Source organism: Frigoribacterium sp. PvP054 (genome assembly GCF_040547465.1).
GTDB lineage: Bacteria > Actinomycetota > Actinomycetes > Actinomycetales > Microbacteriaceae > Frigoribacterium.
In genome coordinates this window covers 475,784-497,336 of the sequence record NZ_JBEPPU010000002.1, presented here as the reverse complement: position 1 = coordinate 497,336, position 21,553 = coordinate 475,784, and the positions used below count along the sequence as shown (strand labels likewise).

Genomic DNA, 21,553 nt, shown 5'->3' with positions numbered 1-21,553 from the left:
TCGTTCATCGGGACACCTTCTCGAGCCCGTCTCGGCCGGCTGAGGCCAGCGGCATCCGGCCTGCAGATTCGCGTATGCCTGTCCCGCAAAAATGCCCGGTGATGGGGGCTTGAACGCTACAGCCGTTCGGGCTCCTCGCATGCGCGCGCGTCTCGACCTCGGGACAGAATCTCGCAGCACGGCGGGACGGTCTTGCAGCACTGGGTGTTGACGATCAACACGTGCATGTTGACCACGGACTCTCGGGCAAGATTCGAGCCCGGCCGGGTCTTCGCAAAGCGTTGGCTGTGTGCCGTGCCGGCGACGTCCTGGTGGTGACAAGCTCGACCGCCTTGCCCGGTCCCTGCGCGACGCGACGGACATCGCGGACGAGCTGACGAAGAAGGGCGTAGCGCTGAACCTCGGGGGGAGCGGTCTGCGACCCTACCGACCCAGTAAGCCGTCTCCTGTTCAACGTCCTCGGCATGGTGGCCGAGTTCGAGGCCGACCTGATCCGTGCCCGCACCCGGGAGGGCGCGGCGATCGCCAAGGCCGCCGGCAAGCTCCGCGGCCGCAAGCCCAAGCTCACGCCCTCGCAGGAGAAGCACCTCGTGCAGCTGCACCACACCGGCGCCCACACGACGAGCGAGATCGCGGAACTTTTCGGTGTCGCCCGGTCAACGGTGTACCGCGCCATCCAGCCCGCCTCCTAGGTAGTAGTACGACTTCCGGAGGTGTTACTGGCAGCGCCTGTCGCCTGTGTCAGGGTACGTGCCTCAGGCTCAAGTTAGACAATCGCGATCAGGAGAACCGACATGGCGGAAGACGAGTTTGACCCCCGCGTTTACATCACAAACGAACTGACGGGTGAACGCACTCCCGTCCGGCGTGGTGAGTTGACGGGCGTCGACGAGTTTTTGAACGCCGTGGAGGTAAACACTGAAATGCCTCCCGAAACGCGGTTTCAGGCTTGGCAGGAAAGCGATGAGGAACACCCGGCGGACGGGGGGCGACCCGCTTACCGTGTCGTGTACAAGACGCTCCGAACTGTGCCGACGAATCCCGCAGGCGTGGTCTCGCCCAACTGCCGCGTGATGTTTGCCAATGGTCGCGTCACCTGGGGCGAGCCTCGCTTCGGCCGCGCTCTTCCTTGGCGGAGGCCTGATCGATTCTTGCTTCCCGACTGGGGAAGGCTCTTTTATGACCCGCTTCGGTATGTGCGCGAAGCGGACAACACGGTGCCGATCGAGGCTCACCAAGAGACAAGCCCGCCAATGAACTATGTCGAGGTGCTCTACGCACTCAACGAAGACGCGGCTGGTGGCGACCATCAGAGCAGGCTTGGTGCTGCGCGTGCAGCCGTGGCTTCCCTTCTGGCCTCTTTAGATCTTTCCTTTGGGCCGCGGCTACTAGGAGTGCGCATCACTGAGGAGATTGGGGAGGTCTTCGACGATTGGCACTGGAATCGTCGGCTCGATGGTCCGACAGTGGCGCTGGAAGCGCAGGCAGAGCTTCGGTACGTCGACGGTGAGGGCGCGGCCGCACAGATTGCAGCCATCTTCGATGCCAACAGTGCGCGTTCTGAGGAAGACCGGGCCAGGCTTCGAATTGCCGCTCAATGGTATTGGCGAGCTGACGCTGAGACGGACCCTGTTCAAGCTTTTATCGCTCACTGGCTCACCATTGAAGCGCTGGAGATGACAAACGCCAACATTGCGCCGGTAAAGAGCGTTGTGCATCAACTACTGGGAAGTCACCAAGACACAATTTCCGTCGCCGTTGGACGACTGTACGGGCTTCGAAGCCGCCTCCTACATGGGAAAGCCCGGTCAGTTTCGGCAGAGCAGTTGGAAGTCGCCCGGGCAGTTGCGCTTGCGCTTCTGGAACGCCGACTTCTGGGTATTTTGAGCGCAGAACGCTTGACAGCTTTGAGGGATGGAGTCCGCGAGGCCAATCTGCCTGGCTTCTCGGCCAGCCCCTGAGGTCTAGCCGCAGTCGTGAATCCGACGTCAGCGGATTCGAGCGATCAGGCGATGCAAATCCTGGTGCAGAGCCTGTTCCGTCGTGCTTTGTTCGGGGACCCCCGACACGGCGCGGTGGGTGTCGAGGTGGAATGCGCGAACGACAATGTCGTTCCGACTAGCGGATTGCGAGCAGATGCCGACGGCGTGCGGCCGGTCCTGCGCAGTACCTTCCGCGCAGTAGACGTGCCCGGAGTGTTCGACCCGTCGCCAGTCGCGACGGCCGTGTGCTGCCGTCGCAAGGGCATTCCCAAAATTCTCGACGGAAGCGTGCCGCGCCGCAAGGGCGACACTCAAGCTTCGTCGAACGACAGAGACGATCGCTCGCGGCACATGAGGGGCAACGTTCGAAAGGTCACGAATGTTGCCGGCGAGAAGCCGTTCACGTTGTTCTTCCTTCGGGATTCGATGGTCGATCGGGTACTCGCCGCTCAGGAGGTAGAACGTCGTTGCGGCGAGTGAGTAGACGTCGGACAACACGCTGCACCGGCCGTCTTGCTTCAGAACCTCCGGGGCGACGGTGCAGTAGCTGCCATCCGGGCTGGCAGTTCCTTCGTCGTCGAGAATGACGCACATGGCTACATCGGACACAATCACGCGGTCGCCGCTGCGCAACGCGTTGGCGGGTTTGATGTCGCGATGAATCATGCCCGCGGAGTGGATCGTGTCGATTCCGGCGGCGATGTGCCGCGCATAGCGGGACACGGTCGCGACAGCCAGTCCAATCGGTCGAGCGTCATACTCAAGGTCCCCGTCCGGCAGGAGGGGAGTGGTGATGAATCGAATGTCGCTCGCCATCACGACATCGGCATTCAGTACTGGCACGATGAAGTGGCTCCGGAGCTGCTCCAGTCGCCTTGCTTCGTCCCAGGGCTGAGGGGCGTGATCCCTGGGGTCGAGGAGCTTCAGCGCAACGGTCGTGGCTAGGTGCCGGTCGTAGGCCTCATAGACCTGGCCGTCGCTGCCTAGTTTGCCGAGAAGTTCGTAACGGTCGTTGATCGTCGTTCCTTTTGGATAAACCGTGGCCGCCATGAACATGAAGGATACTTGGCTCCATGTCAGTTCTCGGTGTTGTCGTTGTCCCGAATGGGAAGCATCCCAAGGTTTACGCCACGGTGCTCGCGGGGACACTGTCCGCGCCCACCCTGGAAGATGCGTTCCAGCTGACCCCGACCGCGGTGGAGCCGTCGGAGCAGGCTGTCGAGCTAGCGGATCTACTCAGTGCCAAGCTGACTTCGAGCATGTCGGCGGCGGCCATCCGCGTCGCGGGAAATTCGCCGATCGCTACACGCTACAAGGCGCAATTTTCACGGGCCCATTGTGAGGGCGCCCTACTCTTCGTTCTCCGTCGTCACACCCAGCAAGAGGTCAGAACAATTGTCCCGGCGGGTCTGGCGAAGTCCCTTGGGCTGACAAATGACGCTTTCGAGGCTCTTGTTGTGCAGTTGGCTTCAGGGAAGGCGAACGCCGACGCCGTCCGCGCGGGGCTGACCATGTTGCCGAAGTGACTCGCTGTCGCACACCACGAGTGTGTCGACGCCGTCGATGCCCCACCGCATGTCAACGTCTGTGAGCGAGTTGATGACCACGGCCAGGAGCCACTCTGGCTCAACGGACTCCCTGACACGTCGCGCTGCATTCGCGACGAGGGTTCCGCTGGCGATGTTCACGTCGAGAATCACAGTGCGTTTCGAGCGACCGCCTCGGAGTTGTGGGTTGATCATCATGGCGGCGCCCAGTACCCGTTCCGCCGCAGGACTGGCTGCTTCTACGGTGAAGCTTTCCCATCCAGAGACACAGTCGAGAAACACCCGCGCGGACTCGCCGAGTTTGGCCGCTCCATCGTGCTCGCGGACGTTGTCCTCGCCCGCGTGCAGCAGGTCAATCATGTCCATTAGACGCTCCCTTCCGTGAGAGTACTCACGTGCAGTCAAAGGGGGGAAACGCCACGCACCGCATCGACGCGTCTTGCCGTGAGCGTCCGCGAGGCCGCGAAGCGCTCTTGCGCGCATGTTCGATGGGGGATCGGCGGCCGGTCAGCGATCGAACTCTCGGATCACTTCCGCGAAGTCGTAGACCTCTAGCTCGACCTCGTCGGCGAGACGGTGGCCGGCAACGAGCCAAGCCTGGTGGCGTTGTTCGTCAGACCAACCGTGTTCGGGACTGCAATGCTGCGCCCACGTCTCATACCAGGCGTGGAGACGCTCCCCGAGATCTCCGGACAGGCCGTAGTCGCCGGGTTCCTTCGTGTAGCCGTCTGAGCCGTCTTCCCAAAGGGGGTAACTGTGACCCCAATCGAGGAAGAAGCGGATGCGTCGGAGCTCCCCATCGCGACTCCGCCGAGCGTGCTCTATGGCTTGTTTCGGCCATATCCCCAAGGGGACACTCACCTCGGTTTGCGTGACAGGGTCGACGACGAAACCGCGATCAGACACAGCTCCACTTTACGGTCGCAACTTCACGGAGACGCGGTGTCCCGATAGAGGATCCGTATCCGAGAAGGACAGATTGACGGTGTCTCGATGCTCCGGATCAGCGGGCGCTGGTACCCGTAGCAATCAGGGTCAGTGCTGCTACATGCGCGTCGAAGGTCATCCTCCCTTTAGCTGAGAGGGTGATCCACGTAATGCGGCGAGCATCGTTTCTGGCCGCCGAGCGCTCCTTGCGGACGGTGATCAAATCGGCCTCAGTGAGGACCTTCAGGTTCTTGGACAACTTGGCGTCGTCGATGCCGAGGGCGTCGCGCAGTACCGAGAAGTCGAGCTCGTCGGCGCTCTTGAGCAGGCCACAGATCCGCAATCGCAACGGTGCATGGACGAGTTCGTTGAAGACCGGCTCGAGCCGCCCGGTCACGAGCTGGTACCGGCCTCGCGCGTCTCCCGTCGGAGAGCGTCGTCATAGCGGCGCCCGAGGATCACAGTTGCGACGAAAGTCACCATTGCCGGGACCAGACCCCAGAGAGGATCGACTCCGGTCAGTTTGAAGAGCAAGGCGCACACCATGCCGGCCACGAGCAGGATGAGCATCGTTCCGAGCAACCGTCTGCTGCGGGGGCCAGCCGGCTTCGTGACGACGACGCCGGTCTGCCGGGCGTAGAGGGACATCAAGGCGGGTATGGCTACGACCCCAAGCGCGATGGCCATGAGAGCGCCGGCTCCGGGAAGCACGTGAGCACCGGCGAAAGTAGTCGTGATCACACCCAATGTTGGGTGGTACCACCAGGGGGTGACGATTCGCTGGGCTAGGACCGCGCGGTCCTCGTCGAGGTGCACGAGGGCTGTTCGAGCGTGTTCTGCTGATGGTGTCGGCGGCAGACGAGGCTCATCAGGCTCTCTGAAGTCGCTTTCCATGATCGCAACCGTACTAAGTGACTTGCTCCTACCGCAAGTGTCTTTCACCGGTGTCCGATAGAGAATCGGTGACTGGCCAGCGGTCGTAATCTCGTCGCAGGCTGTCGATCACGGTTGCCGTGTGGTCGGCTGCGAAGCGCAGTTCCGTGACACGGTGGGCCGTCGAACGGGGCGAGGCGTTCAGGCGAAGGGAGACCGGTGCGCTGAGGGTGACCGAGATGGTGCACCCGGCGAGGGTCGCTATGCGCGCGGTCGTTCCTTCGACTGTCGGGGACGTCGTCGACCCGTCGTGCTGCACGCGGGCCGAGGCGATGTCCTTGCGGGGCACCGTCGCGACGACGTGGCGGCCAGTGCGGATGACGAGGTCGGTTTCGGTCAGGTAATGCGGGTGCTGCCACCTGACAGCAATGAAACCGAGCAACAACACGACACCGTAGACACTCAGCGCCGTCAGAGCTGTGGTGAGTGCCGGGTACGGGAGAACGAGGTGGAGCACCGCGATCTCGACGCCGCTTGCCGCGATGAAGGCTGCCGGGAGAACCGCCGTCCCGTTCTTTGCAGGCACAGGCAGCGCGCCGATCGGAACCGTCGGAGGTCGTCGCCGCACCACCCATGCGAGGGCTCGAAGGGCCGCGACCTCGTGCCCGATGGCACGCGCGATGGGAGCAGGTGGGAGCGCTTGGGCGATGCGCAGCCAGCCAGCCCGGAGGGGCTCACCCCGGCGGCGGAGGATGACCCCGGTGACGAGCAACGTCATCCACAGCAGATCGAGCTCGAGCAGGAGCAGCACGAAACTGGCCTCGCTGTGCCCCGTCGATCTCGTTGCGATAACGGAGGCCGCGGTCAGGGCCATCAGGATGAGTCCGCACCTGGCGGCGCGACTACCCGTGATCGCGGCCCCTTGCATGTCATCAGACTAGGAAGCGCCGCACGTTGGCGCATCCCCAGCACGAGCTAGATCTCTCCGAGACGTGCCCGATAGGCGATCGTTCTTCGGTGACTAGGTGTTGGCGGGCCGCGACCCTACTTCTCTGAACGTGAGACAGTCGGCGCCCCATAGCTGCGGGGGAGTGGCTAGCCTCCGACGTGGGTCGGTGACCGATCGTTCATCGAGACGCGTGCTCTTTGGAGCAATCGCGTACGGTGCGTGCTGTGCGCAACCACTTCAGCAGGGCCGACGCGCCAACAGGACGGCCCTGGCTCGTGTGGGCGCTAACTGTTTCCTTCGCCGTCGTGCTGTGCGGCATGGCGTCGTTAGTCGCTATGGGTCTCGACGAAGCACGTAGCTTCGGTTGGCCCGGACTAATCGACAGCGACCTCGATGTCGCGCGAATGAACAGGGACGAAGCGCTTGGCGGAGCGATGATGCTCGGCGGTTCGGCTGTCCTGCTCGTGCTCATTTTTTTGGTGGCGCTGGGCGCTCGTGCATGGCGGCGAAGTCGTCCGTTCAGGTACTGGTTCTGGCCGATGACACTTGTCCTGATAGCAGTGACCTTTCCCCTCGCGCTCATCCGTTGAGAGCAGCTTCCCGCTCTCTGGTCGTCTCGATGGACGATCGGCTAACGAGACGAGTTGTGCTGCTTTCGCGCAGCGAGGGAGAACATCATCGGTACGCGTTCGTTGCCGTCGGCAAGCGCGTAACCAGCTGGCGTCTTGATGAGGTTGGGGATGGGCTCCCATGGCATGGCGGTGTATTCGTGGAAAGCCTCGATTTGAAGCCCCGCAGCCAAAATTGAGGTGAAGATGTCGTCCAGGGAGTGTGGCCACTCGTACGTGGTTCGGTTCGTGAGAAGGGTGTCGCTCGCGTACGTGGTCCCGGAGTCGAATCGTTGGGCTTCGCCCGCTCCAAAGTATGGCTCGGTGACGACGAGGGCGTTGTCTTCTCGGTCGTATTGCAGGGTCATGACCATGGGGTGTGCCTCATAGAGGAAGAACAGCCCGCCCGGTTTAAGGAGCCGTTCGACCGCGCGCGCCCACGTTGCGAGGTCCGGAAGCCACGCGAGGACCCCGACGGTCGTGTAGACAACGTCGAATTGCCGGCCGAGCTGATCGGGGGCGTCTTCGTTGGATGTTTGGACGAAGGACGCATCGACGCCGGCCCGAGCAGCAAGCGAGGTGGCTGCTGCGATCGCGTCACCGGAGAAGTCGGTGCCGACGACTCGTGCCCCGAGCCTGGCGAGACTGATCGAGTCAACCCCGATGTGGCATTGAAGGTGCACGACGTCGAGCCCGGTGAGCGACCCGTCCGGGAGGTGGGGGGCCATGACCTTGGCTTCGAACATGACGCGGTTGGCGGAGGGGTCGTCGGCGAACTCAACCGCCTTGTAGGCGATGAGGTGATCTGAAACTCGTTCGTCCCAGTTAGCCCGGTTGGTCTCGATCTGGTCATGAGTGGACACGGCAACCCCCTAGTGAATGAGCAAAGCCGACCAGGTTCGCAGAACGCTCCGCGGGCCGCAACACGTGCACGGGCGAGGAACGGAAGGTCCGTCCCGGTAGCCGATCGGTCAGCGGAGCAGCTGCATCCCACACGCGGAGCTTCGCCTATGGGGCAGGCTCAACGCCGTCGAAGGGCGAGAGCGTTTGGAACGTCCCATCGTCGTCCTCGATCAGGTACATGCGGAGGGGCCCCTGCCTATCGATTTGGTCACCTTCTGGGTAGAAGGTCGCTCCGCAGGAGTCTGGCGTGGAGATGACTCGGATCGTCGTACCCGGCGCGACCGAACCCTTCTCCACCTCGGCGACCCTGATGTCGTAGACAGTGGCGTCGACTCCGAGCATCACCTCGGTGCCACTGGACCGCACGGAGCTGCTCACGACCACGTCGGTGGCAGCTTCCTGCATCTCGGCGCTCGTCGTGTAGTCCGGCCAAGACGCGCACGCAACTGGAGGGGGGCTGGCGCACGCTGTCATCCCTACCGCGACCAAGAGTGCCGTCGTCGATGGCGCCATGAGATGGAACACGACCGGTGCTGTTTCGTGGCGCATCTCTAGAGTGTCGTCTGAGACGGGCGCCTTCACCAGCGCCCGATAGACGATCGTCGACCGGACCGTCTGCGAGAGTGCTGGCATGCTCTCTCCGCAGTCACTGTCCGAGAATGATCGCCGTCTTGTCGCAGCGTGGGCTGCGGATTGCGCAGAGAGGGTCTTGCCTCTCTTTGAGGCCGAGGTGCCCGAGGACGACAGACCACGGGACGGGATTGCTCGAGCGCGAGCGTTCTCTCGCGGTGAGCTAAGTGCAGCAGGAGAGATTCGGCGTCGTTTCGTCGCGGGTCGGGCCGCGCAATCGACGGCCTCCCCGGCGGGCAAAGCAGCGGCGTGGTCCGCGGCGCAAGCTGCTGGCGTAGCGCACATGGGCGCTCACGCTCTTGGCGCAGCCGCCTATGCGGCGAAAGCGGCCGAGCTGGCGGCACCGGGTGGCGGGGAGGCTGAGGTCCGATGGCAGGTGCAGCACATGAGCCGCTCAGTACGGGCCGCGCTCCGAACCCTGCCGCTTCTCGGAGAGAACTCGTCGGGTCCTCTCGGTTCGGGGCTCCTGGCTTCTGGTGCGCTGGGACAAACGATCCACGCGTTGCAAGCCGCCCTCAGGAATGCCGAGCTGAACTGAGCTCTCACCATCGTCCCGTTCTGCGCTTCCCGATAGGAACTCTCTCCGCGGGCCCCGGCATGTCCTAGGTTCGGTTCCGCGCTGCATCATGCGCCTGGACTTCGGCTTGCTACTCGATGCCCCACGTGACGAATGGTTCGCGTGGAGTCGAGCCTGTACCGTCGGAGGACCTCGCTTCGACAGGTCATCAGTTGCTGGAAGCAGGGGCTTGATCCCGAGGGAGTTGGCTCCGTCGGTCACGGCGGGGCCAACGGCTTTCGAACGACGCCGGTCTCGTCCGCGGGGACGCCTCGATCCACAGGCCACCCGCCCGACAGACGGTCGTCGAATGAGACGCCACGGAGGCAGGCGGCTACTCGTGCGCCTGCGGCCGGGCACCGGGGGTTGCCACGTCAGTCCGACGTCGTGACCGGGGGCTGCCAGTTCGGAGTGACGATCGTGGCCTCCCACTGTGAGTCGACCGGACCGGATGCTTCGATCGTGACACCGGTGGTGTCGGTCACGACGGGCAGGCGAAGCGTGGCGCCGCAGGGGATGTCGGCCTCGGCGTAGGTCGTCGCGGGCTCGTGCGCCTCCGCGAACCGGACGATTCTCAGGTGGACGAGGTCGGCGTCACGACACACGGCGAGTACGTCGTAGTCGCCGGCGGGCACGCTCCCGAGTGTGACCTGCGCTGGCGGCGTGCCTTGAGCGGAGTCGTCCGTCGTGATCTGCCCACCGGCTCCACCTTCTCCGGCGGGGTCGCTGAGCAGCTGCGTCATGCGGGCGGCCCACTCGTCGTCCTGGAGGGATGGCTCCGGTGTGGAACATCCCGCAAGAAGCAGTACTGAGAGCAGGACGGCGCCAGGTACCGGGAGCTTGAGCACGCAACGATTGTCCCGTACGAGATCCCCTCTCGCTTTCCTCACCAGCGGATGCGGACCTGCGCGTGTCGTCGGCCGGCCCCTGCGCCCATGGTCGATCTGGGCGCTTCGCTGGGCTTCCTTCTGACCCAGGAGTGACGCTGTTCCTGGATCGCCAGGACCAGCTCGCGCGTCAGACGGCGTGACCGGCTACGTCCTCGGCCTCGTCTGCGCGCTGGGTAGTGCCAGCCAGACCTCCTCCCACCGGGCGAGGTAACGGTCGGTGGAGATGCGCCCCGCGTCGAGTTCTCGTTCCAGGGCGGACAGTCGCGCCGCGGTCGCACGCACGCACGCCGCGTCGCCCACGACGACGAGTCCGTCCGGCGTGCAGGTCGACGACGCCGACAGCTCTCGGACCGACTCGCGCAGCCCACGCGTCGTCAGCTCGAGAATGGCGAACCCGAGCACCCAGGCGACCAGGGCCACGAGTCCGGTGACGTGCGGTGGTGCCCACGACGCCATGACGATCACGACCGACACGGCGAGGACGGCTCCTGCCAGGGGCCAGGTCTGCCGGGCGTGCAGGAGGCGACGATCGTGCAGGGTCGTGCCCGGTCGGTACACCGTCAGGGTGATCTGCTGGACGACCGTCGACCGAGCCGGCGCCTGGTCCAGGCTGCCCCAGGAATGGGCACCGTCGACCAGGTCGTGGACGGCGTGGCGCACGGAACGGGACGCCGAGGACGCACTCATCGGGCCTGGTGGCGTCGAACGCGCCCCACCGTGACGTCTCCAGGGCAGGGGACGGCGAGGAGGTCTCCGACCCGGAGGTCCGCGGGGAGTTCGACGACCGCGACGGACGGCCCCTCGTCGTCGAGCCCCACCACCACGGCCGTGTCGTGCACGGTCGAGATCCTCCCGATGAGCCGGAGCTCGCCGATGACGACGGGTGCCGAGCCGAGCCGGCCGTCGACCTGGACCACGGTCGCGCCGGACGCGTGACGGCTCACCGTCCGGACGCTGACCACGATCGCGGTCGCGTCGTCCACCGGGGACACGCGTCCGCCCGAGCGGGGGATCAGGGCCGCACCCGTGTGGACGCACGGGGTCTCGCAGATGCCGGCGAGGCGGACGAGGGAGACGCCGCCGATGACGATGTCGTCCACCGTCGCGCGGGTCCTCGCGGGCCACGAATCGACGGTGAACGGCTCGGCGATGACGCGCCGCATCGACGGCAGGATGTCGGTGAGGGTCACGAGTGATCCGCCGCGACGACGGGACGGGACCGGAGGCGGTCCGTCACGGACCGAGCAGGGTGAGGGTGCATGAGACAGTCCTATGAGACCCGCTCGTCGCCCGAGGCGGGCCTGACGACATCCGTGCGCCCTCGACCGCCATCCTGACGGCACTCCTACGCCACACCCGGGACGACCGGGCCGACGACGTCGCGAGGAGTCGCCACCCCGCGCATCGGAGGGGTCTAGTGTTCGAGGACTCGTCGATCCGCCCGCTCGTCTCCAGGAGGCACCGGATGTTCCAAGACCACATGTGGCTGGCCCAGGCCGACGCGCGGGCGATCGACCCGGCCGACTCGGTCAACGGCGGCGACCACCGGGGCGACCGACCCGGCGAGGAGAAGGCCCCCGTCCGTCACCCGTCGCCGTGGCAGCGTCTCGTGCGCGGCTTCCCCTGGCAGCAGGAGCGGCAGCAGCGCTAGCCGACCCGCCGGGTCGGGCGCCCTCCGCGCCTCCCGGCACCGCGCCTCCTGAACGGCCGACGTCCCCGCCCGCACGGCTCCTTGCGAGGGGGCCGGCGGACGGGGACGTCGTGGCGTCGGGCGCTACTCGGTGCGGCGACCCCGGATCGGGCCGGTGACGCGGCGACCGCGACGCGACAGCGCCAGGCCGACGGCGACCCCGAGCATGGCCATCGCGGCGATGCCGAGGACGGAGGCGCTGCCCGTGAAGGCGAGCTGCGTCGCCGTCAGGATCATCGGGAACGTCACGGTGACGACGGCCTCGACGGTCACGCCGGCCGAGTCGGTCACGCGGTACTGGACCGAGGCCTTCGAGTCGAAGCCGGCCTCGGGGGTGAAGACGACGCTGCCGTCGACGACCGTCCAGGTGCCCGTGCCGGGCACGGCCAGCGTGCTGACCCCGTCACCGGTCGCCGGGTCCACGATCACGACCGTGCCGCGGTCGAACGTGGCGCCCTGGGTCGGGGTGTCGTTCGCCGTGACGTCGACGGTGACGGCGTGGTCGGTCGTGCCGCGCTGCTCGTCGTCGACCGCGACCGCCGCGCCGAGCACGGTGATGGTCACCGTCGCGCGGGACGTCTGCCCCGAGGCGTCGGTCGCCGTGTAGTCGAACGAGTCGACCCCGACGAAGCCGGCGTCCGGCAGGTACTCGTACGAGCCGTCGCGCTGCATCGTCACGGTGCCGTGCGCGGGCTTCGAGGCCAGGACGACCCACAGGGCCGACCCGTCGTCGTTGCCCAGCACGCCGCCGACCTTGCCGGTCACCAGGCGCTGTCCGGCGATCGTCGTGCCCTTGTCGTCGACGGCCTTGACGCCCACGGTGATGCGGACCGTGGCGGTGGCGGTGCCGCCGTCACGGTCGGTGACCGTGTAGGTCACGGCGTCCGGGCCGGAGTACCCGGCCGTCGGCGCGTAGACCAGGCGACCACCGGCGTCGATCGTGACCGTGCCGTGGGTGGCGGTGCCGGTCGCGGTGACGCGCAGCCCCGTGCCCAGGTCGTTGCCCAGCACGCCGGGGGCGGCCACGGTCAGCGTCGTGTCGGCCGGGCTCGCGGCCCTGTCGTCGACCGCCGACGGCAGCACCGTGACCGTGACGGTGCCCGTGCGGGTCTGGCCCTCGCCGTCGGTGGCCGTGTAGGTGAAGGTGTCGACACCCGAGAACCCGGCCGACGGCGTGTAGACGTACGAACCGTCCTTCGCCAGGTCGACCGTGCCGTGGGCGGGGCGAGCGTCGAGCGTGGCGGTCAGCGAGCTGCCCGAGTCGTTCGAGAGCACGCCGCGCGCGGCGTCGACGGTCAGCGGGGTGCCGGCGCGGGTGGTGCCGGCGTCGTCCACGGCGAGGGCGCCGACGACGATCGTGACGACGGCCGTCGTGCTGCGGCCCGACGCGTCGGTCGCGGTGTACTCGACGCGGTCGGTGCCCGAGAAGCCGGGCTGCGGCGTGTAGGTCGCCGAACCGTCCGGCCGGGTCGCGATCGTGCCGTGCGCCGGGGTGCCGACGCTCGTCACGGTCAGGCCGGTGCCGAGGTCGTTGCCGAGCAGGCCGGGGGCCGGCACGGTGAGGGTGGTCGCGGCGGGCGTCGTGTAGCGGTCGTCGATCGCGCGGGGCGTGACGGTCACGGTGACCGTCGCGGTGCCCGTGCCGCCGTCGCGGTCGGTGACCGTGTAGACCACGATGTCGTCACCCGAGAACCCGGGTGCCGGGGTGTAGTCGAACGTGCCGTCCGGTGCGATCGTCACGGTGCCGTGCGACGCCGGGGTGGCCGCGGTGACGGTCAGGCCGGTGCCCACGTCGTTGCCGAGCACGCCCGGGGCGGCGACCGTCACGTGACCGCCGGCCACGACGGTGGCGACGTCGTCGACGGCCTTCGGTGCGACCACGATCGTCACGGTGCCCGTGCCTTTCTGGCCGTTGCCGTCGGTGACCTCGTAGCCGAAGGTGTCCTTGCCCGAGGTGCCGGGCTCCGGCGTGTAGGTGTACGAACCGTCGGGGCCCATCGTCACGGTGCCGGCCTTCGGCTGGTCGGTGACCTTCGCCGTGAGGTCGGTGCCCGTGTCGTTCGAGAGCACGCCGTGAGCGGCGTCCACGACGAGGGGCTGGTCGGCGACCGTGCCGCCGACGGGTGAGTCGTCGACGACGATCGGACCGACGTGGACGGTGACGGTCGCGACGTCCGAGCCGCCCGAGGGGTCGGTGGCGCGGTAGGTCAGCTGGTCGGTGCCCGAGAAGCCGTCGGCGGGCGTGTAGGTGATGGTGCCGCCGGCCGCGATCGTCGCGGTGCCGTGGGCCGGGGCGTCGACGATCTCGGCGCGCAGGTCGGTGCCGAGGTCGTTGCCGAGCACGCCGGGCGCGGCGACGGTGACCGGGGTGCCGGCCGTCGTCGAGGTCGTGTCGTCGACCGCGTCGGGCACGACGACGATCGTCACGATGCCCGTGCTCTTCTGCCCCTCGGCGTCGGTCGCCGTGTAGGTGAAGGAGTCGGTGCCCGAGAAGCCCGTCGCGGGGGTGTAGACGTACGACCCGTCCTTCGCGACGGTCACGTCACCGTGGCGGGGGGTGCCGTCGAGCACGGCGGTGAGGCCGGTGCCGCTGTCGTTCGACAGCAGGCCGTTCGCGGCGTCGACCGACAGGGGCCGGCCCGCCGTCGCGGTGCCCTGGTCGGCGACGGCGAGGTCGCCGACGATCACCCAGGCGCGGCCCGTGGCGGTCTGACCCGACGCGTCGGTGACCTGGTACTCGAACGAGTCGGTGCCCGAGGTGCCGGCGCCCGGCGTGTAGCTCCAGGTGCCGTCCGCGTCGACGGTCACGGTGCCGTGGGCCGGCGAGCCGTGGTCGGTGACGCGGAGGTCGGTGCCGAGGTCGTTGCCGAGCAGGCCGGGCGCCGCGATCGTGACCGCCGTGCCGTTCGGGGTCGTGGCCTGGTCGTCGACGGCCACCGGCTTCACCGTGATCGTCACGGTCGCGGTCGAGGTGCGGCCCGCGGCGTCGGTGACCTGGTAGGTCACGGTGTCGGTGCCCGAGAACCCGGGGGCCGGCGTGTAGTCGAACTCGCCGTTCGGGGCGATGGTCGCCGTGCCGTGCTGCGGCCCGGTCACGATCGCGGCGGTGAGGCCGGTGCCGAGGTCGTTGCCGAGCACGCCCGGTCCGTCGACGTGCGCGTTGCGACCCGCGAGCACGGTGACGGCGTCGTCGACGGCCTTCGGCGCGACGCCCACGGTGGCCGTCGCGGTGCTCGTGGCCCCGTTGCCGTCGGTCAGCGTGTACGTGAAGGAGTCGGTGCCCGAGAAGCCCTTCTCCGGCGTGTAGACGAACGAGCCGTCCGGCGAGACCACCACGGTGCCGTGGGTGGGGGCGGTGGCGACCGCGGCGGTCAGGGGGCCGGTGCCGCCGTCGTTCGCGAGCAGGCCGCGGCCGGCCGGCACGTCGAGGGGTGCACCCGCGACGGCGTCGACCGAGTCGTCGGAGGCGCGGGGGGCCACCGTCACGGTGACCGTGGCGGTGTCGGTGCCGCCCTGGCCGTCGGTGACGGTGTAGTCGAAGGTGTCGGTGCCCGAGAAGTCGCCGGCGGGCGTGTAGGCGACGTCACCGGCGGGCGTCACCGAGGCGGTTCCGTGCCCGGGCGTCGAGACCGCGGTGACCGTCGTGTCGACGCCCCGGTCGTTGGCGGTGAGGTCGCTGCCCGCGATGGTCGTCGGCGTGCCCGAGACGGCGCTCGCCGTGTCGTCTGCGGCGGTGGGCAGGACCGTGACGGTGACGGTGCTCGTGGTCTGCGCCCCGTCGGCGTCGGTCGCCGTGTAGGTGAACGAGTCGGTGCCCGAGAACCCGTCGGCCGGCACGTAGCGGTACGAGCCGTCACGGCCGAGCACGAGGGAGCCGTGCGAGGGGCCGGTCGCGACCGCGGCGGTCAGGCCGCTGCCCGAGTCGTTCGACAGCACGCCCGAGGCGGCGTCCATGACGAGCGGCTGGCCGGCGCGGGCCGTCGCGACGTCGTCGCTGCTCGACGGGGTGACGGTGATCGTGACGGTCGAGGTCGACGTGCCACCGCCTCCGTCGGTCGTCGTGTACTGGAACGTGTCGGTGCCCGAGAACCCCTTCGCCGGCGTGTAGGAGTACGAGCCGTCCGCGGCCACGGTGGCCTTGCCGTTCGCGGGCTGCGTGTTCGAGGTCACGGTGAGGTCGGTGCCCGCGTCGTTCGCGAGCACGCCGGGCGCGTCGACGGTCAGCGTGGTCCCGGAGGCGGTGGTCGCCTGGTCGTCGCTGGCTGCGGCCGAGGTCGCGGCCACGGCGTTCGTGAAGGTGCAGACGACGTCGGTGCCGTCGGCGCTGCTCGCGGCCGGGAAGCTGAACCGGGCCGTGTTGCCCGAGCCCGAGGCCACCGACGTCGAGCTGTTGACGTTCGTGCAGTCGTAGGTCGTCGAGTAGTCCGCCAGGCGGGTCGAGGAGTTGCCCGCGGTCTGCGAGACCGTGTAGGTGCGGGCGGGGATCGCCAGGGCGGCGCCGGCCTTCTGGGCCTGGACGTCGGTCGCGTCGCCGGACGTCGTCGCGGTCGCGGGCGAGGCGAGGTTGCCGCCGTCGACCTTGAGGGCGAACTGGTCGCCGGACTTCCAGCGGCCCTTGACGTCGGCCTTGCCCGTCAGGGTGTTGGCGTAGTTGCAGCTCGCGAGGTCGGAGTACGCGGTGATGTTGCTGATGGCCGGGGTCGTCATGCGGCTGACCTCGGCACCCGAGCTCGAGTCGAGCTTGATGATCTGCATGCCCGACGAGACGTAGAGGTAGCCGTCCGACGAGAAGGCGATGCCGGGGCTGTTCGTGCCCGTGGGCAGGTCGGTCAGCTTGGTGGCGGCGAGCGAGGTGGTGCCGGCCGTCGTCGGGATGGTCTCGTCGTTCAGGCGGTAGACCGCGTTGCTGGCCACGACGAAGAGCAGCCCCTGCGTGCTGAAGGCGAAGTCGCCGTTGCCGGCCTGCAGCCCGGGGATGCGTCCGACGACGCCGATCTTCTCGCCGGTCTTCGGGTTGTAGGCCGAGATCGTGGCCGGGTCGCCGCCGGTCGCGTAGTAGTAGATTCCGGTGACGGGGTTGACGGCGCCGCGCAGCGTCGAGGCGGGGGCACCGGCCGGGTTCGCGTCGGCCACGGTGGTGACCGCTCCGCTCGCCGCGTCGTACCGGGCCAGGACGTTGCCGTTCGAGCCGTTCGCCGCGCCGTTCGTGAAGGCGTAGGCGTCGAGGCCGTTGCGTCCGACGCCGAGGCCGTTGTTGGCGGGTGAGAACGGGTTGGCCGTCCCGGCGATGACGTCGGACACCGTGTTGGCCGCGACGTTGATGGCGACGAACTGGCCCTGACCGGCGGTGGCGTAGATGGTGTTCTGGTCGCACGACAGGGCCGCGGCGGCCTGGGCGGGAGCCGGCGCGACGGCCTGGGTGACGGCGACGGCCGCCAGCAGGGAGGCGGTGGCAAAGGCCGCGAACGACAGGGCGCGACGGCGTGGGCGCGCGGAGGCGCGGAGAAGCGACATGGGTGGTGGTGTCCTCGGGTGGGGGCGTCCGGCCGGGTCGGATCCGACCGGACGTCTGTCGTGCTCTCGGCACGCGGGGGTTCAGGGGCCCGCGTGTCGCCCCCACGGGTACAGGGGCACCACGGAAGTGGATGTTTCGACAATAAAGCTTCTCTGCTGTCGAGCGGAGTCCCCAGAGCGGGGGGTTTTCCGGTCCGCCTTGTGGGGGACACCGGGGTACGAGGAGGCGCGGGGTGCGATGCCGAGGACGTGACCCGCGCCTCCTGGTCGCCTAGCGGCGGGGCCGACGCCCGCGGCGGTCCCGGCCGACCGTCGGGATCGACGTCGTGACGACGGCGACCGACGACGTGATGACCGCCAGCGACGAGGTCGACAGGGTGGCCTGCGCGTGGCCGACCAGGGGGAAGCCCCGGCGGCCCGCCACGATCACGGCGAGGCTGATCGCCACGATCGCGGCCGCCGCGAACGGCACGGTGGCCAGACCCGACAGGCCGTAGACCTGACCGCCGATGGCGGCCCCGGCAGCGATGCCGACGTTCGATCCGGCGTTGACCAGCGCGCCCGCGATGTCGGGGCTCACCCCGCCGGTGCGGATCGCCGCGGCCATGAAGAGGGTGCCGGTCGTGCCGTTGGCGGCCATCCACAGCCCGGCGACGACGAAGGTGCCGACGAGCGATCCGTGCACGAACGGCAGGGTGGCCAGGGCGCCGATCATCACGGCGACGGCCACGATCAGGGTCTGACGCGGGGCCCGGTCGACGAAGGCGCCGGCCGCCAGCAGGCCGATCACGCCGGCACCGCCCAGCACGAGCAGGGCGCCGCCGACGAGGTCCTCGCCGAGGCCGGCTCCCGTCAGGTAGGGGCCGACGAAGGTGTAGACGACGTAGTGGCCCGCGAACAGCATGAGGTCGGCCACGATGACCGCGAGCAGCCCCGACCGGGCCCACGAGCGCACCGATCCGACGTGCGGCGACGACTCGCCCTGCACGTGCGGCAGGAACACGGCGGCGACGACGGCAAGGGCCGCGGTGGCGACGGCGACGGCTCCGACGGCCGGGCGCCAGCCGAGCTGGTCGCCGACGGTGGTGGCGAGCGGCACGCCCACCACGAAGCCGAGCGAGCTGCCCGAGTAGACGAACGCGATCGCCCGACCGGCCAGGCGGGCCGGCACGATGCGCGTCGCGTAGGCCGAGGCCACGGAGAAGAACAGCGCGTGGGCGATGCCGCCGACCACGCGGCCGGTGAGCAGCACGCCGAAGCTCGGCGCGAGCGCGACCATCAGGTTCGAGACCGTGTAGCCGACCAGCGTGGTGACGAGCACGGCCTTGCGGGGGAACCGCGCGGTCGCCCAGGTGAGCGGCAGGGCGAGGGCGGCGACGGCCACGGCGTAGACCGTCACGACGACGCCGAGTCGGGCCTCGGTGACGCCGAGGTCGCGGCTCATCGTCGAGAGCAGCCCGACCGGGCTGAGCTCGGTCGTGATGGCGAAGAAGGTCGCGAGGCCGAGGACGGCGATGCCGACGACGCCCGACGGGGTCAGCCGGTGCGGCTGCGGCGTCGGACGGTCGTCACGCGGGTGCCCGGCCGCGACGCGTTCGCGGGGCGGGGCGGTCGGCCTGACGGCGGGCGTGCTCGCGGTCTCGGGCGGGCGCTGAAGGGTGTCGGTCACGGGGGTACCTCCGGGCCCGTGACGCGTGCGCACGACGATGGTCTCGTCGGGGGGCACCGCGGACGTCGGCGGGTCGACTCGTGGTCGACCCCCGGTCTGCACGATGCGGCACACTCGTCGCGGGCCGTGCTGCTGGCGGGTGGATTGGGGGATTGCCACTCCACGACGAGGGCGCCCGTCCAGTGTGACATGCCACCCCCGGAGGCACGCAAGGCCCCCGAACGAGAACGAGGCCGCGTTCGCTCGCGGCGAGCGGGGCCCCGACCGCGGCGGCGCAGCTCGCCCGGGCGGCGCTCGTCGCCGACGGCGCCGGTCGGGACGAGGAGGCGCGGCGACCGTGCCCGACGCCCGTCACCCCGCGTACCCTGGTCGCCATGAGCACCGACACCGCCCCCGACCGCATCCTGATGTTCGGCGCCGAGTGGTGCCGCGACTGCCGCCGCTCGAAGGCGCTGCTCGACCGCGAGGGCGTGGCCTACGACTACGTCGACCTCGAGGCCGTCGCCGACGGGGCCGACCGCGCCTACGCCGTGAGCGGCCGCACGCAGATCCCCGTCGTGGTCTTCCCTGACGGCAGCCACCTGGTCGAGCCGACCGACGCCGAGCTGACCGCCAAGCTCTGACCCGGTAGCGCCGCCGGCTGACCACGACGCCCGCCCGCCACGCGCAGGCCCGCCGCGCGCGGGCCCACCACCCCGCCACGATGTGAGAACTCCGCCACGCAAACGTGTGGCGGCGTGTTCACCTCGTGGCGGGATGCCCTGCGACGTGCTCGTACGTCGTCAGCGCGTCGTACGACTTGGCGGGTCCGCGCACCGTCCAGCGCTCGACGAACGACGTCGGCGAGAGCACCCGCGTCTCGACGAGATAGCTGTCCGGTGCGCACGGGTGGTGCGCCTCCCAGGCTCCCGACCTCAGGTCGAGGTCGACGAAGTGCCGGCCGTCGGCGAAGCGCACGTCGAGCACACCGTCGGCCCGGGCGGCGTAGCCGAGGCGCCGGGTGGCGGGCGTCCGCCGGTCGGCCACGACCAGCTCGCCCGTCTCGTCGTAGGTCGCGACGAGATCGCCGGCCGCCCGCGCCTCCTCGACCGTCGCCGTCCCGTCGAAGCGGGCGTGCTCGCCCGTGCGGTGGTCGTCGATCTCGCGGACCACCGCCCAACGGCCGAGCAGCAGCGCGAGCGTCTCAGCCGGCATGGCGCTCGAGGAACTCGTAGACCTCGGTGTCCTCGACGCCGGGGAAGGTGCCCGAGGGCAGCGGGGCGAGCACGTGGGCGTGCAGCCGGGCGCTCGGCCACGCCGCGTCGCGCCACCGTGCGGCCAGGCCGGCCGGTGGACGACGGCAGCACGACTCGTCGGGACAGGTCGAGGTCTCCCGTCGCTCGGTGTCGCGACCGCGGAACCACTTCGCGTCGGCGAACGGCACCCCGACGGTGATCGAGAACTCGTCGTGCTCGGTCGTGCCGGTCTGCGAGGCCGACCAGAACGTGCCCGCGGGGGTGTCGTCGTACTGGTAGTGCTCGGTGGTGCGGTTGGTCCGGGCGAAGGCCGTGCGGGCGGCCCAGTGGCGGCACACCAGTTGACCCTCGACGGCGCCGGTGACGTCGGCGGGCAGGGGCAGGCCGTCGTTCTCGGCGGCCTTGGCGATGGCTCCGTCGCCCGTGACCCGCAAGAAGTGCATGCGGATGCCGAGGTGCGACGTGAGCAGGTTGGTCATTCGCATCGCCGCCGCCTCGTGGGTGACGCCGAAGCCGTCGCGGAAGTCCTCGACCGAGAGGTCGCGCTGCGCCTTGGCCTTCTGCAGCGAGTCCACCGCCGCGTCGAGCGGCATGAGGCAGGCCGACGAGAAGTAGTTGATCTCGAGTCGCTGCCGCAGGAACTCGGCGTAGGTCGAGGGGCGTTCGTGCCCGAGCAGGCGGTGCGCCATCGCCTGCAGCGCCAGTGCTCGCAGGCCGTGACCACCCGGGATCGACGCGGGCGGCAGGTAGATCCGCCCGTTGGCGAGGTCGATCACCGAGCGTGCCGAGTGCGGCAGGTCGGCGACGTGGATGATCTCGAGGCCCAGGCTGCGGGCCATGCGGCTCACGCTGCTGTGCGACAGGGCGCCCGCGGTGTGCCCGACCGTGCGGAGCAGGTCGGCCGCGACCTCCTCGACGTCCGGCAGGTGCGAGTCGCGCTCGCGCATCCAGAGCCGCAGTTCGGTGTTCGCCCGCCGCGCCTCCTCCGGGGTGGCGCTGGCCTCGCTGTGTCGGCGCGCGAGCTCGCGGTGCAGCCCGAGGATGGTCTGGAGCGCGGGCGTGCTCAACCCCTTGTTCGCCTTGACGTCGGGCAGGCCGAGCGACCGGTACAGCGAGCCCCGCTGCGCCTGGGCCAGCTCGATCTCGAGCGCCGCCCGCTCGCTCGGCGGCTCGGCGGCGAGCAGGGTCGCCAGGGGCACGTCGAGGGCGCCGGCCAACGCCCTGACCAGCCCGATCTTGGGCTCGCGACGCCCGGTCTCGATCAACGAGAGCTGGCTCGCGCTCACCTCGACGCGCGACGCGAGCTGGTCGAGGGTCAGGCCGCGGGCGGTGCGGGCGTGCCGCACGGCCTGGCCAAGCAGCAGGGGGTCGGCGTCGACCACGGGGCACCCCTCTCGGAGGCGTCGGTTTGACGAGAGCGAAAGAACACCTGATCTTTACGCATCACCGACCTGCAGATCAAGGTCGACGGCCGTCATCGTGGAGAAACACCCCTTTCGACGACGAGAGAAGACACGATGGCACCGACGCCCACCGCCTCCGGCCCGACCGACGACCCCGTCGTCCGGTACGACGAACGC

22 protein-coding genes and 1 pseudogene are annotated in these 21,553 nt (G+C 68.9%); 8 read left to right on the top strand and 15 right to left on the bottom strand.

The features are described 5' to 3' along the window. Positions 1 to 197 precede the first annotated feature (197 nt). From ABID81_RS05115 to ABID81_RS05105, 3 genes and pseudogenes are all read left to right on the top strand, one after another. Positions 198 to 482 (top strand): annotated as a pseudogene (locus ABID81_RS05115) (recombinase family protein); the annotation flags it as partial. After that, positions 465 to 692, top strand: a complete 228-nt coding sequence (locus ABID81_RS05110; RefSeq protein WP_354593723.1) for a helix-turn-helix domain-containing protein — start codon at positions 465 to 467, stop codon at positions 690 to 692. The pseudogene ABID81_RS05115 and the gene ABID81_RS05110, both read left to right, overlap by 18 nt. Positions 693 to 794: 102 nt before the next feature. After that, entirely contained in the window at positions 795 to 1,961 is a 1,167-nt protein-coding gene (locus ABID81_RS05105) for a hypothetical protein (RefSeq protein ID WP_354593722.1), read from the top strand. Positions 1,962 to 1,988: 27 nt separating this feature from the next. Here the strand turns inward: ABID81_RS05105 and ABID81_RS05100 are convergent, their stop codons facing one another. Beyond that, positions 1,989 to 3,038 carry a protein kinase domain-containing protein gene (locus ABID81_RS05100; protein ID WP_354593721.1) on the bottom strand — a complete coding sequence of 350 codons (1,050 nt, stop codon included), beginning with the start codon at positions 3,036 to 3,038 and terminating at the stop codon, positions 1,989 to 1,991. Positions 3,039 to 3,055: 17 nt separating this feature from the next. Between ABID81_RS05100 and ABID81_RS05095 the strand changes: the two genes are divergently transcribed. Then, on the top strand, positions 3,056 to 3,508 hold the full coding sequence (locus ABID81_RS05095) for a hypothetical protein (RefSeq protein WP_354593720.1): 453 nt from the start codon (positions 3,056 to 3,058) through the stop codon (positions 3,506 to 3,508). Here ABID81_RS05095 and ABID81_RS05090 read toward each other — a convergent pair. The 5 genes from ABID81_RS05090 to ABID81_RS05070 form a co-directional block, all read right to left on the bottom strand. Further along, positions 3,452 to 3,889, bottom strand: coding sequence for a hypothetical protein (locus ABID81_RS05090; protein WP_354593719.1), 438 nt, complete (start codon positions 3,887 to 3,889; stop codon positions 3,452 to 3,454). The genes ABID81_RS05095 and ABID81_RS05090 overlap by 57 nt on opposite strands. 147 nt (positions 3,890 to 4,036) lie before the next feature. Then, on the bottom strand, positions 4,037 to 4,435 hold the full coding sequence (locus ABID81_RS05085) for an immunity protein CdiI family protein (protein WP_354593718.1): 399 nt from the start codon (positions 4,433 to 4,435) through the stop codon (positions 4,037 to 4,039). Positions 4,436 to 4,532: 97 nt separating this feature from the next. Next, on the bottom strand, positions 4,533 to 4,853 hold the full coding sequence (locus tag ABID81_RS05080) for a transcriptional regulator (protein ID WP_354593717.1): 321 nt from the start codon (positions 4,851 to 4,853) through the stop codon (positions 4,533 to 4,535). Further along, complete coding sequence (locus ABID81_RS05075; protein ID WP_354593716.1) at positions 4,850 to 5,350, bottom strand: hypothetical protein; 501 nt, start codon at positions 5,348 to 5,350, stop codon at positions 4,850 to 4,852. The genes ABID81_RS05080 and ABID81_RS05075 overlap by 4 nt, the downstream gene beginning before the upstream one ends. 28 nt (positions 5,351 to 5,378) lie before the next feature. Further along, positions 5,379 to 6,140: a hypothetical protein gene (locus tag ABID81_RS05070; RefSeq protein ID WP_354593715.1), complete on the bottom strand. Its 762-nt coding sequence runs from the start codon at positions 6,138 to 6,140 to the stop codon at positions 5,379 to 5,381. A 362-nt stretch (positions 6,141 to 6,502) separates the two neighbouring features. Here ABID81_RS05070 and ABID81_RS05065 point away from each other — a divergent pair, with 362 nt between their 5' ends. Beyond that, on the top strand, positions 6,503 to 6,868 hold the full coding sequence (locus ABID81_RS05065) for a hypothetical protein (protein WP_354593714.1): 366 nt from the start codon (positions 6,503 to 6,505) through the stop codon (positions 6,866 to 6,868). Between the two features lie 41 nt (positions 6,869 to 6,909). On the opposite strand, the gene ABID81_RS05060 is transcribed toward ABID81_RS05065, so the two are convergent. Then, complete coding sequence (locus ABID81_RS05060) at positions 6,910 to 7,749, bottom strand: class I SAM-dependent methyltransferase (RefSeq protein WP_354593713.1); 840 nt, start codon at positions 7,747 to 7,749, stop codon at positions 6,910 to 6,912. A gap of 145 nt (positions 7,750 to 7,894) precedes the next feature. Then, positions 7,895 to 8,422: a hypothetical protein gene (locus tag ABID81_RS05055; RefSeq protein ID WP_354593712.1), complete on the bottom strand. Its 528-nt coding sequence runs from the start codon at positions 8,420 to 8,422 to the stop codon at positions 7,895 to 7,897. Between ABID81_RS05055 and ABID81_RS05050 the strand changes: the two genes are divergently transcribed. After that, complete coding sequence (locus tag ABID81_RS05050) at positions 8,421 to 8,957, top strand: putative immunity protein (protein ID WP_354593711.1); 537 nt, start codon at positions 8,421 to 8,423, stop codon at positions 8,955 to 8,957. The two genes, ABID81_RS05055 and ABID81_RS05050, sit on opposite strands and share 2 nt — an antisense overlap. Positions 8,958 to 9,349: 392 nt before the next feature. Here ABID81_RS05050 and ABID81_RS05045 read toward each other — a convergent pair whose 3' ends face one another. The 3 genes from ABID81_RS05045 to ABID81_RS05035 all read right to left on the bottom strand — a co-directional run bounded on the left by ABID81_RS05045 (position 9,350) and on the right by ABID81_RS05035 (position 11,055). Further along, complete coding sequence (locus ABID81_RS05045) at positions 9,350 to 9,823, bottom strand: hypothetical protein (protein WP_354593710.1); 474 nt, start codon at positions 9,821 to 9,823, stop codon at positions 9,350 to 9,352. A gap of 186 nt (positions 9,824 to 10,009) precedes the next feature. Next, on the bottom strand, positions 10,010 to 10,552 hold the full coding sequence (locus ABID81_RS05040) for a DUF6611 family protein (RefSeq protein ID WP_354593709.1): 543 nt from the start codon (positions 10,550 to 10,552) through the stop codon (positions 10,010 to 10,012). Next, positions 10,549 to 11,055 (bottom strand): hypothetical protein, encoded by a 507-nt coding sequence (locus ABID81_RS05035; protein WP_354593708.1) that lies wholly within the window; start codon positions 11,053 to 11,055, stop codon positions 10,549 to 10,551. Before ABID81_RS05035 ends, ABID81_RS05040 begins: the two co-directional genes overlap by 4 nt. Positions 11,056 to 11,330: 275 nt before the next feature. Here ABID81_RS05035 and ABID81_RS05030 point away from each other — a divergent pair, with 275 nt between their 5' ends. Next, positions 11,331 to 11,516 carry a hypothetical protein gene (locus ABID81_RS05030; RefSeq protein WP_354593707.1) on the top strand — a complete coding sequence of 62 codons (186 nt, stop codon included), beginning with the start codon at positions 11,331 to 11,333 and terminating at the stop codon, positions 11,514 to 11,516. A 123-nt stretch (positions 11,517 to 11,639) separates the two neighbouring features. Here ABID81_RS05030 and ABID81_RS05025 read toward each other — a convergent pair whose 3' ends face one another. Further along, complete coding sequence (locus ABID81_RS05025; protein ID WP_354593706.1) at positions 11,640 to 17,069, bottom strand: beta strand repeat-containing protein; 5,430 nt, start codon at positions 17,067 to 17,069, stop codon at positions 11,640 to 11,642. Positions 17,070 to 17,340: 271 nt separating this feature from the next. After that, positions 17,341 to 18,738, bottom strand: a complete 1,398-nt coding sequence (locus ABID81_RS05020) for an MFS transporter (protein WP_354593705.1) — start codon at positions 18,736 to 18,738, stop codon at positions 17,341 to 17,343. 374 nt (positions 18,739 to 19,112) lie between these two features. On the opposite strand from ABID81_RS05020, the gene ABID81_RS05015 reads away from it, so the two are divergent. After that, positions 19,113 to 19,361, top strand: coding sequence for a glutaredoxin family protein (locus ABID81_RS05015; RefSeq protein WP_054146949.1), 249 nt, complete (start codon positions 19,113 to 19,115; stop codon positions 19,359 to 19,361). Between the two features lie 118 nt (positions 19,362 to 19,479). Here the strand turns inward: ABID81_RS05015 and ABID81_RS05010 are convergent, their stop codons facing one another. After that, positions 19,480 to 19,932 (bottom strand): DUF6314 family protein, encoded by a 453-nt coding sequence (locus tag ABID81_RS05010; protein ID WP_354593704.1) that lies wholly within the window; start codon positions 19,930 to 19,932, stop codon positions 19,480 to 19,482. Continuing rightward, positions 19,922 to 21,355 (bottom strand): helix-turn-helix domain-containing protein, encoded by a 1,434-nt coding sequence (locus ABID81_RS05005; protein WP_354593703.1) that lies wholly within the window; start codon positions 21,353 to 21,355, stop codon positions 19,922 to 19,924. The genes ABID81_RS05010 and ABID81_RS05005 overlap by 11 nt, the downstream gene beginning before the upstream one ends. Positions 21,356 to 21,553: the final 198 nt, after the last annotated feature.

Excerpts from the sequence above, each read along its gene's own strand:
- ABID81_RS05110 (WP_354593723.1), top strand. The coding sequence starts at position 465 with ATGGTGGCCGAGTTCGAGGCCGACCTGATCCGTGCCCGCACCCGGGAG.
- ABID81_RS05105 (WP_354593722.1), top strand. The coding sequence starts at position 795 with ATGGCGGAAGACGAGTTTGACCCCCGCGTTTACATCACAAACGAACTG.
- ABID81_RS05100 (WP_354593721.1), bottom strand. The coding sequence starts at position 3,038 with ATGTTCATGGCGGCCACGGTTTATCCAAAAGGAACGACGATCAACGAC.
- ABID81_RS05095 (WP_354593720.1), top strand. The coding sequence starts at position 3,056 with ATGTCAGTTCTCGGTGTTGTCGTTGTCCCGAATGGGAAGCATCCCAAG.
- ABID81_RS05090 (WP_354593719.1), bottom strand. The coding sequence starts at position 3,889 with ATGATTGACCTGCTGCACGCGGGCGAGGACAACGTCCGCGAGCACGAT.
- ABID81_RS05075 (WP_354593716.1), bottom strand. The coding sequence starts at position 5,350 with ATGGAAAGCGACTTCAGAGAGCCTGATGAGCCTCGTCTGCCGCCGACA.
- ABID81_RS05050 (WP_354593711.1), top strand. The coding sequence starts at position 8,421 with ATGCTCTCTCCGCAGTCACTGTCCGAGAATGATCGCCGTCTTGTCGCA.
- ABID81_RS05055 (WP_354593712.1), bottom strand. The coding sequence starts at position 8,422 with ATGCCAGCACTCTCGCAGACGGTCCGGTCGACGATCGTCTATCGGGCG.
- ABID81_RS05040 (WP_354593709.1), bottom strand. The coding sequence starts at position 10,552 with ATGAGTGCGTCCTCGGCGTCCCGTTCCGTGCGCCACGCCGTCCACGAC.
- ABID81_RS05030 (WP_354593707.1), top strand. The coding sequence starts at position 11,331 with ATGTTCCAAGACCACATGTGGCTGGCCCAGGCCGACGCGCGGGCGATC.
- ABID81_RS05025 (WP_354593706.1), bottom strand. The coding sequence starts at position 17,069 with ATGTCGCTTCTCCGCGCCTCCGCGCGCCCACGCCGTCGCGCCCTGTCG.
- ABID81_RS05015 (WP_054146949.1), top strand. The coding sequence starts at position 19,113 with ATGAGCACCGACACCGCCCCCGACCGCATCCTGATGTTCGGCGCCGAG.
- ABID81_RS05010 (WP_354593704.1), bottom strand. The coding sequence starts at position 19,932 with ATGCCGGCTGAGACGCTCGCGCTGCTGCTCGGCCGTTGGGCGGTGGTC.